Below are 12,252 nucleotides of genomic sequence, written 5' to 3' on the forward strand. Positions count from 1 at the left end.
GGCGACTACCGCCTAAAGACAGACCCCATCGGACGTCGTATCCCCGTCTTCAGGCTCAGACCCGCTAGCGGTTGTACTCACCAAGGGCCAGGCACGCCAAAGTCCTGGCCACAGCGGACGCGACAAAATCGCAGAGGTTGGTGGAGGGCGACCATGAAACGACTCCGTGTCGTTTTGTGCGAGTTAAAGTCAGTTTTATGCCGGAGTTCGCTGAGAGGGGAAAGCGATGAGCCCTGAGGAGATCGTTCGGGCCGAGATGGCCGCGTGGGGTCGTAACGATGTCGACGAGGTCATGAGCTACATCGCTGAGAACCTCACGTTACATGTCGGTCCCTACGCGCCGGTTTCAGGTCACGACGCGATCCGCAAGACCATGGAGGGATACTTCAGCGGCGGAACCTGCGTTGACCTTGAGATCCTTTATCTTGCAGCCGTGGGCGATGTCGTGCTGATGGAGCGCATCGATCACTGGATAGTCAATGGGAAGACGATGGACATACCGCACATGGGGGGCTTACGAGGTGAAAGGACCAAAAAATCACCGCCTGGCACGAGTACTTCACCCCACCCGGTGACTCCTAAGCGCGAACCCCCAGGGCAGAGGTTGGGCAGAACGCCGCTAGAGCCCACGTGACCGCAAAAGTGACTTATTAGCAGCATTCAACGGGACACGCGGCCGTGAACCCATCACGCCACCCCGCCGGCAGCACTGCGGCCCGCCAGCGACATGTCAAAGGTCGCGCTACACCGTTCTAGATGGGCTGATATCGACCGACTGAACTGACCACGCGGTCGAACGGGCCCACCTACCATCCCCTACATGGAGGGCGACCGCCAATCCGAGCAGACCTGACGAGAAGATTCCCGTGAGGTGAGCTCGTAGGGTGAGAGGCTCGGTCAGGACGCCTGGTCGAGGGTGACGTGGTAGCCCATGGCTTCGAGTTGGCGGACGGCGTTGTTTCGAGCTTTCTGCGGGTTGAGGCGGGTGAAGTAGTCGCCGCCGGGATCGTGGTACGGGGTGTTGGTCGTGGCGATGTTCCAGATCGCGACGAGCAGTGCGCGTTGAACGGCAACGTTGGCTCTGAGGGGGCCACGGCGGGTAGCTATCCGGCGATATTTGGCGGCCAGGTAGGTGTCGCGGGTGTGGGAGATCGACATCGCCGCGGTGCCGAGGGCGCCTTGTAGGTAGGGGTTGCCCGGTCGGGTGCGGCGCGATTTGACCTTGCCGGCCGATTCGTTGTTGCCCGGGGTGGTGCCCGCCCAGGACGCGAGGTGTTGTGCGGTGGGGAATCTGGTCATGTCGGCTCCGGTTTCAGCGACGACGACGTCGGCGGTGTACCCACCGATGCCGGGGATGGTGCAGATCAAGTCTCGGAAACCGCGAAAGGGTTCCATCACCACCTCGATTCGATCGGTGAGCTGCTCGATGGCCGCGGTGTGCTGGTCGATCAAGTCCAGGTGCATGCGGGTCAGAAACGCGTGATGGGAAGTGAACCGGCCGTAGAGGGCTTCGGTCAGTTGCGGGATTTTCACCCGCATCCGCTTCTTGGCGAGCTCAGCCATGGCCGCGGGATCGGTTTCTCCGGCAAGTAAGGCTTCCAGCATCGCCCGCGAGGAAGCGCCGTTGAGATCAGCGGCAACCGAGGACAGTTTGATCCCGGCTTCTCTGAACTTAGAAATTTTCATGGAGTTGGGTATTTGGCGGCGGCGTGTGTGGCCGGTGGTCTGGTCACTGATGCCCTTTTGGTGCTGGGCATGCCGAGCTGGACGGCAGCGGGTCGGGAGGTGAGTTCGTCGAGTTGGGCGAGCTTGCCGCGCGCCGCGGCGAGGCTGATTTTCAGGCCCTCGACTTCACCGAGCCATCCCTCGCGGCGGGCTTCGTCGATGCGGCTGACGAGGTTGTCGCTGACTTCGGCGATACGGCTGCGTTGGGCCGGGTCGGGGCGTAGAAGGGGGCAGCGGATGCAGGAATGTTCATGGATGCAGGGCGTCGCGTAGGACCTTCCGCAGGTGCCCAGGGAGACTTTTCGGCGTTCGAAATGGCCGAGGAACTCCTCCCATTCCTCTTCTGTCGGGGTGCGGTATTCCTCGCTGGGCCGCAGCGCCCGTCGGCGGGCGATGAACGCCCGGTGGCCATTGATGACTTCTTCGGGGTAGACGGCCTCTGGCGACGTCAGATATTGCAACTGTCGGAATGCCTCTCCTCAGCGGTATGTTCTGCGGCTGATTTCAGCGGCGTAGTCGGTCCAGTCGCCTGCGGAGGCGCGTTGCCAGGCCACGGCGACGGTGATGTGGATACCGAGCATGCGGGCCAAGACGGCGGCGGGCAGGTCGGTGGCGAGCTGGAACAGCGCGGTGGAGCGGTCTCTGGCGGGTTGGAGTCCGAGTTGGCGGAGTCGCTCAGTGAGTGCGTACGGGCTGATCGGGCGCCCGGGTTGCCCGCCGGGGAACAGCCATGGCGAGGTACCGGGGTCGCCGACGGCGGCTTTTCCGCGACGGTTCGCCACGACCGTGAGGGCAAGTGAGGCAACGGGTTCGGGCAGCACGACGGGCTCGTCGCCGAGACGGATAAGGACCTGCCCGCCGCTGGTGCGGGTGTGGTCGATCGTCAGCCGGCTGATCGCGGCCGGCCATTGGGCGTAGAGCAGCACGAGCAGGCCGGCGAGGCGGTCTTCGGGTTTGATCGTTCCGTCGTGGAGCAGCCGCCGAGCCTGGTCCCATCGGGCCTCGGTGTCGATGACGCCGCAGGGACCGTCCCATCTGACGGCTGGCGCGTCGAGGGTGGTGAGTTTCTGCTTCTTGGCCCATCGCAGGAAGTGCCGGGTTTCCCGCCGCAGTGTGGCGTTGTCGCTGGCGGTCCATTCCTCGAGGTTGCCTTGGCGTGCGTCCGCGAGCGAGAGGCCTTGTGTGGCCAGCCAATCGAGGAATCCGATCGCGGCTCGTACGTGCTGCCGGACGAGGACGTACTGGTTGTGGGTGGTGTCGGCGCCTCGTGTACGTTGTCGCAGGCGCCGCAGCATGTGCCAAAGGGCGTACCGGCGCAGCAGGTGTTGTTCGTCGGGGTCTGCTCGCTCGGCGATGGCGGCACCGACCCATTGTTCGAGTCGCATCATGTGTTCGTCGCGGGTAGGCAGGATTCCCGCGGCGATGAGGATGCTGCGCAGGTGCTCGACGGTCTTCCCGGTGGGCAGCTCGTCGAGTGTTTGGTGTGTGAGGGTGCGTCCGGCGAGCTCACGCAGCATCTGGGGCGCGGAGCTTTTGTCCAGCCAAGCGCTCAGCGTGCCTGGCCGCTCGGTCGCGGCCAGCGCCCGGTAGAGGACTTCCCGGTCGACCGGGATGGTGGCGGTGTCGTCGGCGAGCAGTTCGTGCAGGCGTCTCGTGACGGAGCAGCGAGCGCACCGGCCGTGGTGGAACCGTCCGGGTTGGCCGCAGCTGGGGCAACTGCGCCAGGCGTTGTCGGGCCGGGTGCACAACGAGCACAACGGCTCGTCGACTGTTCCGCCGCGCAGCGGAGCGACCTCGCCGCAACCAGCGCAGCGGATCCACCGCTGCTTGCACGCGAAGCACCAGGGTTTGGCGGTGGCCTTGGAGACCACGCACGCTGCGGTCCGCCCGCAGACCGCGCACGTCAGCACGGAGCGAGGTACGCACTTGCCACAGAGCGGTCCGCCGGGTGTTCGAACCTGGACCGGTCGACGTCGACCACACTGGACGCATGTTTCGCGGTTGGCGGGATCGGTGATCAAGCAGTGGGCGCACAGCGGTCGCCCTAGCTCGTCGCGGGTCGCGGCCTCGCGGACCGCCCCGCACCGGCCACAGGGTTGGGCGCGGGACTTGGCGGTGCAGTTGCGGCACAGCCACTTCCCGTCGATTCGCCTGTGCAGGTGAATGATTCGACCGCAGCGGGGGCAGGGCGGGCGGACTATCGCGCTCGCTCCGACGTCGCACAGGGTGTCGATAAGGCGCAGGACCGACCGGGTCGGTGCTTCGGCGCCGGCGCCGGTGAGCAGCTCGGGCCGGTCCTGCAACGCCCAGGCAAGCTGATGACGGTGCCCGGACCGGGGGGCCGCCAACCTCACCGCTGCGGCGGCGACGTCGGTCGACAGCGCCGCGTCGGCGGCGACTATCACGTCCACCGCGAGCTCGAGCGGGTCACGCCCGCCGTCGGGCGGACACGCCACGCAGCGTGGGTTTCCGTCGCGGTCCCGCGTGTGGATCGGGCGGACGCGTCCGCACTGGCCGCACGGTTCGCGGACCGGACCGCAGACTCCGCAGTACCAGTCGTCGCCGCGGCGTTGCAGCGTGCGCAGGTGTTTGCCGCACTCGGCGCACACCGGTGCCGAAATGCGCGATGCACCAGCCTTGTTCAGCGCAACCAGCAGGTCCCCGACCGCGCGAGGGGCGGGCGAGCGGCCGTCATCGAGAACTCGTGGCCGGTCGAGCAGGGCCTGGGCGAGTCGGCGGCGTTTGACCCGACCGCCGGCGATCTCCTCGACGACGCACGTGATCGTCGACCGGTCCAGGCCAGGCTTACACTCGGCGATCAGGTCGACGACGACCCCGATCGGGTCGGCGAGCACCTCGGGTGCGAACTCGACGAACAACGGTCAGCTCTCAATCCCGGTGATGCGGGCCCGTCTCGGTCGCAGCGAGCCGACACCAGCGTCGGCACCGTCGGCGGTGCGCTTCTTTCGAGACGGTGTTGCCGCGGCGATCGGTTCGATCAGCTCGTCCATGCTGCAGTCGAGGATGTCCAGCACCGCCATCAGGATCTTCAGGCTCAGCCGCTCCGGGCGGTCCACCACCAGCCGGTAGACCTGGCTCGACGACAGGTGGATCCCGCGCTGCGCCAACGGCTCGATCAGGTCGGTGGTGGCGAACATGCCGCGCGCGGCCATCACCTGCCGCAGGTGCCAGCGGTAGTCGAGTTTGCGCGCCATTCAGAACTCCTTCCGGCGCGAAGATGCATGGTCGTCGAACGCTGGGCCGAGGGCCTTTCGCAGCGCGGTGTTCATGAAGTCGCCGGACACGTGGGTGTAGATAGCCGTGGACGTATCGCAGCGGTGCCCAACGGCCTCCTGAATGAACCGCCGATCAACGCCGTCCTCGGTCAGGTGTGTCACCCAGGAATGCCGAAGGCTATGGGGAGTAAGGATTTTCGGCAGCCCGAGCGCATCGCGATAGGCGACGAACCGGGCGTTGATCTCCGCCGGGGCCACCCGACCGCCGCGTTCGGTCAACCACATGGCCGGATGCTCCTCACTGCCGAAGCGGGGCCGGATGTTGTCGACATAGTCGGCGACGGCCTCTACCGCCCAGCCCATGACCGAGGGCACGTTGCGGCGTCGCGGCGGCTGGCCGCGCACCGCCTTGCCGTAGCGGACATGCAGCATCCCGAACCGGCCGAACTCCGGGGCCGCGGGGTTGCGGCCCCAGTCAAGAACATCCAACTTCGCCGTCTCGGTGCGCCTTAGGCCCCACGCGTAGACCACCTTAAATAACGTCGCGTCCCGGTAGGCGGCCAGCGCGCCCTTACGTTTCGCGCGCACCGCACGGTCGACCTGTTCGTCGGCGTAGTCGAGGAACCGCTGCAACTCCGTGCGGCTGAACGGGCGGGCCTCCGGATTGCCCTCGTAGTCATTGAGATGAGCGATCGTGTTCCATTCATGGCAGATCGGAACCGGATGCACCCCTGGCCCGAATTGCTCCTGACACATCGCAGCCCAGCCATAGCGGGTGTCGCACAGATACTCGCTGAACAGCCGCAGATCGGTCTGGTAGCCGCGGATCGTCGACGGCGCCAGATGGGACTCCGCCATCAACGATTGCGTCCACTCGTCCACGTGCCCCGGCAACCACCGCCACGGGTACTCGTTGGTGAACTCGACGAACCGGCGCACCAGCCGCTCCCGTGGCGCGATGGTGTCCTCGCGCAGTCCGCGCGCCGTCTGTTGGGCACGCCAGCCACGCAGCATCGCCTCCAACGCAGCGTCTTCCGGGCGCAGCTGCACCACACCAGAAACCAGCTCGAGATGCGCCGCACCCGCCAGATCCGCCCGTCCCACACCGCCTCCAACCCCGAATCGGCGCGACCTTCCAGAGCAAGGATCATGCATCCAACGGGCGGACGATTCAAGCAACCCAGGTCAGGCGGCGTGTCGAGCTGCTGGCATGGGACCATTGCCATAGCTCACTCGCCAGGCGACCTGCCGAAACGCGCCCATCTGATGCAATTCCCGAGGGTTTTTGTAACCCATCGTGACGTTGATGTCGCGGTGGCCGGCGACGAGTTGGGCGATGTGGGGCGGCATGCCGTGCATGATCGCGTCGGTGATCAGGATTCGGCGGAAATCGTGAGGGGAGAACCGCAGCGGTTTGCCGCTGCCGTCGGTGATCCCGCTGCCGGTCAGGGCGTTGCTGATCAGCTCACGGACGGCGGGTCCGGCGATGGGGCGGTGCTCGCCGCCGAATTGGCGTTGGAACAGGAGCGGCATCGGCGGGTTCCAGACCCGTTCGTGGTAGTCGTAGGCCGCGACCAGCGGGACGGCGCCGTGTTCGTCGCGTACCCGGCAGATGATGGTGCTGAGCACGTCGGCCAGTTCGGGGCTGATCACCAGGAGCCGTTCGGTGTCGGTTTTGGACGGCGCGATCTGCAAAAGGGGGATGAGTTCGCCGGTGGCTGGCAGCCTGTAGTGGATGAGACTGTGGTGGGAAAGTTCGCCGAGTTCCTCTATTCGAATGCCGGTATGGCGCAGTACGTTCACCGCGGCCAATGTCCAGAACGCCTGGTGTTCCTCCAGGCTCAGGTCGCGTCTTTTGCCGGTGCCGGGGTCCTCGGCCCAGGTCTTGCCAACCGTGGCGTGTGTGGTGCGTGACCGGCGCAGGGTCTGCCCGCCGATGGTGAACGTGTCTCCTGGGGCAACGGCCTGCGCGGCCTGCATCCGGTCGGTGGCGGAGGTGAGGGCGGTGTTCAGGGTGGTGATGAGGACGGGCAGTATCGGCAGCCGTTCCCGGGTCCGCTGATCCATGCGTGATTTGCGGTGCGACCGTTTCTTGCGCTGCAGCGACGGTTCCGCCTCGCGAATCGGGCAGGGCGCGACCCAGGGGCCCCACCGGGACGGGTCCTCGGTCGCCCATTGGGTGATGTCGAGGTAAAAGGAGCGGACGGCGAGCAGGTGGTCCAGGGCGTTGATCCGCGGCGTGGGCACCTCGCTGATCCGCCCGTCGCGATCGGCGGACCGGGTGATCTTGGTGGTGATGCGCTCCTTCCACCCGGTCGCGACGTCGGCCGGCAAGCGGAGCGAGTCGATGCCAGGATGGTTGATTTCCAGGTCGCGCCAGAACAGCCGGCCGAGGCTGTAGGACAGCTTGTGCAGGGTCGCGTAGTCCACGCCGGGGCGGCGTTCGCGGAGGTAGTCCACGAGTAGGTCACGCAGCGGCCGGCACGCGATGCCGTAGCGGTCGATCAGCTGCTCGCAGCTCAGCTGGCCCTGCGTGCGCAGGCCGCGCACCGTCGGGGCGTCGGCAGAGAACACACCCGCGGTGTGCAGCAGCTGGTAGAAGTAGGGGCTGCGCACCCCGCGGCCGGCCTGGTGTTCCTCCAGCGTGTGTAGCAGTTGCACGCAATCGCCGACGGTGATGTCGTCGACCCGGCCACCTTTGGCGGCCAGGATGGCAGCGACCCGGCGTAACGCCAGCTGCGTGGTGTGCGTACTGGAGCCGTCCACTCGACAGACTTCGGCTAGGCGGGCGAATCCCTGCGGATCGCGGCCGCGGGTCAAGTCGGCGACCAGCCCAGCCGGGGTCGCCGGCGTCAGTAGCCAGCTCAGGCTCGGCCGGAGCACGTCCGCGCAGACAAGCACCGATATGGCGCGGGCAATGTTCAGCCCGATGTGCTCGGAATCCCCTGCCCCGTAAGTGATCCCCACTTGTTCGTGCATCGGTAGTCGCCGCCAAGCCTGGTTGCCGTGCGCGTCGGCAGCGCTGGCCAGCCACCGGTCCTGCCAGGTGTCGCCGGGTTGGCGCTCCAACCAGTCCAGGACCCGGATCAGACCGCGACGGCGGTTACGCAGCCCGGTGGCGGAACCGCTGAGAAACGGGTCGGCCATCAACCAGGTCATCACCTGTGCTCTCGGGGTCCCGGTCGCCGGCCAGTTAGCGGTGAGCGCACGGGGTGGGAACTGACGCAGCAACATCACCGACGGCGAAGGCCCGGGCCTGGCCCGTCCAGCCGGTCGGGCCCCCTGATACAGACCGCCACCAGCTTCAGCGGGCGCCTCGCCGCCGACCTGATCGGTGGTGCTCACGCGGGTCCCTGCCCAAACAGCACATCCAGGGACTGCTGGCGGTAACGCAACCGGTCGGCATCGGCGGGCGGTGACGCCCGCGGTTGCGCGCGGCGGGCGTGATGGGCCACCACCGCAGCGATCATGTCCTCGACCGGCGCCGTCAGATACACCTGCGTGGTCGACAAATGGGCGTGCCCGAGAACCCACTGCACATCCGTCAGCGTCATCTGCGGATCCCGCGCCATCCGGTAGGCCGCGGAATGCCGGAGATCATGCAGCGACCAGTTCGACCCCAGCAACGCGTTCGCGCGCCCGAACATCGCCCGCGCGGCGTGATAGGTCAACGCCCGCAACGGCTTCCGCAGCGTCCACCACAACGGCTGATCCGCCCCGGTCGGCGCCACGCCCTGCAGTTGCGCCTGATACAGCCGCAGCCACACAAACGCATCCGGTGACGCCGGCAGCTGCTGCAGACACCGGCTGCCCTTACGGATGACCGTGATCAGCTGCTGACCTGGGTCGGCATCGGCGCGGGTCGCCCCCAGCAGCTCCGCCGCCCGCGCCCCGGTCGACACCCAGAACGCGACCAGCGCCCGGTCCCGATGCGAACCCAGCGCCGCGAACAGCTCATCGAACTTCTCATCCGGAATCGCCCGCGGAATCCGCACCGCCACCCTCGGCCGGTACCGGCCCGACCGCTGCGCCCCGACCGGATCCATCAGGTTGCCGTGTGCGTTCGCCCGGCCGGCTCGTCGTCCGCGGACCAGCGGGAACGGATTCACGATCGGGCCGCTGCCCGCCTCCAGATGAAAGGCATAGAAGCTGCGCAACACCGTCTCACAGTGAGCCACCGTCGACGAGGCGTACTTCAGCCCAGGCGTTCGCTTGCCCGTCACCGCATTCGGAACACCGGCCCGTCGGACACCCTCCGGCGGCACCGACCGTGCAGTCCTTTTGATGCCGCTCGTCGGATCCTGACCGGCCTGCCGCCAATGTTGGCGAATGGCCTTGTCACTGGCCTGGATCCAGCAACAGAAATCCCGCGCCTCCACTTGAGTCGCTCGATCCCAACCGACCTCGGTCGCCCACAAGAACCGGAACCAGCGCAACAAATCCATTCCGTAGGAGCGCTGCGTGGCCGGCGAACGACCAGCCGCCTGCAGATCACGCAGATAACCCGCGACCGATCCGACCACCCCACCCGCAGCGTCCACCAGCCGATACGGCTCGAACAGATCCCCTGTGTTCTCAAGCGACCCGCGACAGGGCACCACCAACAACGACAGATCCCGCGGCATATCCATTGCTTCGACCATGGCACGGGACGCTAACCACACGCTGCGGAATCTCGCCGCAAGACACGGACACCCCTCCCGGTAGTTCAGTCAACAGGGCGTCTTCGAGGAGCTTCTCCAATCGCTGGATCTCGCGGGTGCGTTCGCGAGTCACGGCGGTGCGGGTGCGGGTCAGGTCGCGCAGCTGCCGGATCGGTTCCGGTGGAACGAACGATCCACGGACCAGACCGTGGGCGCCGAGCTGAGCAAGCCAGGTGGCGTCGGCGACGTCGGTTTTGCGGCCAGGCAGGTTCTTGACGTGTCGGGCATTGACCAGCATCACCTCCACCCCAGGCAGATCCTCCAATAGGTAGTAGAACGGCTTCCAGTAGTCGCCGGTGGCTTCCATGACGACGCACGTAACCTGCTGCGCGGCAAGATGATCCCGCATCGACATGATCTGGCGGGTGGTCGCTCCGAACGTGGTCACTGTTTCACTGGTCCTGCGACGGCCTGCGCCGTTGATGCGGACACAGACTTTGGCGTCCTTCTTTGAAATGTCCAGGCCCGCGCAGCGCGGATGAATGACGTCCACGGCGCCGCTCCCTTCTCTCGTAGCCCACTGTGAAGGTGTCCGTCGTGGGGAGAGCAGGAGAGTCGGAAGTCTGACGCACGGGCTCAAGGCACCAATCCACGGTTCCCGTGGAAGCCCTCCGCCGCCATGCTGACTTACAGGCTCAAAGCACCAAGGTCTTTCCGGGGACAACCACGACGAACAGAAATAATGATCCCGCCGCTGCTGAGGTGAGCACAACAGGTGACCACCGCCGAATCTTCGCGCACCACGGTGCGCCCACCGGGCGCCGGTTTGCTGAGTTGGGCCAAACTAGTGCACACCGGCGCTGCCGATCTTGGCCAGCGCGTCGCGGAGGTCGTCGGGTAGTGGGTCGGCGGCAGTGAGGGTCTGGCGGCCGGCTTTGATCGTTACGGTGCGGTAGCGGCGGGTGGTGCGCACGAATTTCTTGATGCTCCAGTCGGTTTGGTTCTCGATGTAGTGGCTTACGGCCATCGCGGCGAACACGATGGTCAGGTGGGCTTCGATGGATTCGCGGGTGTGGTGGTAGATGGGCCGGGCCTGTAGATCGTGCTTGGACATTCGGAAGGCCTTCTCGATGCGCCACAACTGGTGGTAGGCGTCGATCACGAACGCCGAGGACTGGGTGGTGGTGTAGCCCTTCCACCCGGCCAACGCCCGGGTCTTGGCCTCCAAGGGTCCGGTTCACGCTCTTGGTCGCCCCCGAGAGTTGGATGTAGCGGTTGCGCTTGACCGGAGCATGCCCGTCAACGGCACGCTGGGCTTGGCGACTTGTTCATCGATACCTCCTCGGTTCATGACAACGATGCGATGGCCAGGCCAGCGATTGCGTCTTCCCGCGGTAAGCCGTGGGATCGATCACGTGCGAACGCCCGCGCGTGGGTGCGCGTTCCCGCCACATATTTTGAATCGATCGGCGCCAAACCGCTGTGCTGCTCTTCACCTAAGAAGTGCCTTCCGCCAGCATCGTGGAACCGTAGAGAAGTGCCACTATGCCTTGCCGGACAGGCACTTTCGCGTAACTACACCCATTCACGCATCGCACTTCACGAAAAATCCAGGTCCTAAATGGCGGATCTGCGGATGACTTGCTTCAGTTTGCCTTTCACCATGTCCGAGGCGTGCCTCACCGCCATTATTTGCTTCTTGACCGACTCCTCTGGACGAGCCTTGAAAATGGTGGAGTGCGATTTGCCAGTCCAGTGTGCAGGAGCTTCCGTGGTGTAGTAGTAGCCCGCGAAGGAGCGGCGGACAACATCTTTCGGGCACGTCACCTTGGTGACTCCGTGATAGCTGATCTCACTTGTCTCAAAGATTACGCAACGGTTAAAGATCGGATCGAACAAACCAATACGCTCTGAAACGTCTTGATTCCACAGCTCGAGCTGGCCGCCCCATTCTGGTGCCCATCCCTCGTTGAAGTAGATGAGTATGTTTAGCCGGCGGTGTAGTTTCCTGGCCGCGATGTAATTGAAGTCGACGTGAACATCGAGATGTCCGCAGGGGCCCGTCTGGTGGAGCCCACCTCCGACCAACTCGGGGTCAGCGAGCAGATTAGGGATCTCAAAAATCGACGAAACAGTCTCGAGGAACGGGGGTGAAGCCAGCGCTTCGTTGAGTTCTCGCAATGGTTGTGGGTACTGTGCACTGTTACTCAGCTCAAACTTTTTTCGCTCATTAATCGAAGGATACCCTTTGCCCATTTTGACGGCGTCTTCATAACTCGGCCATGAACGCAGTGCATCGTGGGCAAAATCGGTGTCGAGGAAATCGTCTATAAGGATATATTTGAATGGCTTAGCCGCGCGCGCTTGTTCCCGAAGAAGGTCACAATCAATCTCGCGTATCACGCCATTGGGCATGTTCATCTCCCTTACCTAAGTTGTTAGCAGGTGTTGGTTTCTGATCGGATTGACCGGTTTTTCCCGATTGGGTCTACCCCCGAGTGATGTCTAGCTCTTCCGGCGTTCGACGCCTGAAGAAAGGTGGGGGCGACCCGACCGAAGATCATCGTGGTTGGCAGCCGGATGCCGATGCCTGGGGCCCGACGCAGGGCCAATCTTCCCGCGGATTGTTCGCGAGCTGGGACGTCTAC

General features: G+C 65.1%; 9 protein-coding genes and 2 pseudogenes. 1 reads left to right on the forward strand and 10 read right to left on the reverse strand.

The window, feature by feature from the left end; all coding sequences use genetic code 11:
• Window positions 1-226: 226 nt before the first annotated feature.
• On the forward strand, window positions 227-634 hold the full coding sequence (locus tag VKI00_RS00970) for a nuclear transport factor 2 family protein (protein WP_324434591.1): 408 nt from the start codon (window positions 227-229) through the stop codon (window positions 632-634).
• Between the two features lie 263 nt (window positions 635-897).
• Here VKI00_RS00970 and VKI00_RS00975 read toward each other — a convergent pair whose 3' ends face one another.
• The 10 genes and pseudogenes from VKI00_RS00975 to VKI00_RS01020 form a co-directional block, all read right to left on the reverse strand.
• Complete coding sequence (locus VKI00_RS00975; protein WP_324434592.1) at window positions 898-1,686, reverse strand: transposase; 789 nt, start codon at window positions 1,684-1,686, stop codon at window positions 898-900.
• Window positions 1,683-2,186 (reverse strand): integrase, encoded by a 504-nt coding sequence (locus tag VKI00_RS00980; RefSeq protein ID WP_324434593.1) that lies wholly within the window; start codon window positions 2,184-2,186, stop codon window positions 1,683-1,685. The genes VKI00_RS00975 and VKI00_RS00980 overlap by 4 nt, the downstream gene beginning before the upstream one ends.
• 18 nt (window positions 2,187-2,204) lie before the next feature.
• On the reverse strand, window positions 2,205-4,604 hold the full coding sequence (locus tag VKI00_RS00985) for a hypothetical protein (protein WP_324434595.1): 2,400 nt from the start codon (window positions 4,602-4,604) through the stop codon (window positions 2,205-2,207).
• A gap of 3 nt (window positions 4,605-4,607) precedes the next feature.
• A complete protein-coding gene (locus VKI00_RS00990; protein ID WP_324434597.1) occupies window positions 4,608-4,940 on the reverse strand; it encodes a helix-turn-helix transcriptional regulator in 333 nt (110 codons plus the stop codon).
• Window positions 4,941-5,975: a tyrosine-type recombinase/integrase gene (locus VKI00_RS00995; protein ID WP_414687091.1), complete on the reverse strand. Its 1,035-nt coding sequence runs from the start codon at window positions 5,973-5,975 to the stop codon at window positions 4,941-4,943.
• A gap of 171 nt (window positions 5,976-6,146) precedes the next feature.
• Window positions 6,147-8,306, reverse strand: a complete 2,160-nt coding sequence (locus tag VKI00_RS01000) for a site-specific integrase (protein ID WP_324434601.1) — start codon at window positions 8,304-8,306, stop codon at window positions 6,147-6,149.
• Window positions 8,303-9,604, reverse strand: coding sequence for a site-specific integrase (locus tag VKI00_RS01005; protein WP_324434603.1), 1,302 nt, complete (start codon window positions 9,602-9,604; stop codon window positions 8,303-8,305). Before VKI00_RS01005 ends, VKI00_RS01000 begins: the two co-directional genes overlap by 4 nt.
• A 70-nt stretch (window positions 9,605-9,674) precedes the next feature.
• Window positions 9,675-10,157 (reverse strand): annotated as a pseudogene (locus tag VKI00_RS01010) (IS110 family transposase); the annotation flags it as partial.
• A 291-nt stretch (window positions 10,158-10,448) separates the two neighbouring features.
• A pseudogene (locus VKI00_RS01015) lies at window positions 10,449-10,943 on the reverse strand (IS1634 family transposase); the annotation flags it as partial.
• A gap of 278 nt (window positions 10,944-11,221) precedes the next feature.
• Window positions 11,222-12,025 (reverse strand): 2OG-Fe(II) oxygenase, encoded by an 804-nt coding sequence (locus tag VKI00_RS01020; protein ID WP_324434605.1) that lies wholly within the window; start codon window positions 12,023-12,025, stop codon window positions 11,222-11,224.
• Window positions 12,026-12,252: the final 227 nt, after the last annotated feature.

It is taken from the genome of Mycobacterium sp. (assembly GCF_035314665.1).
In the GTDB taxonomy this organism is placed as follows: Bacteria; Actinomycetota; Actinomycetes; order Mycobacteriales; family Mycobacteriaceae; genus Mycobacterium.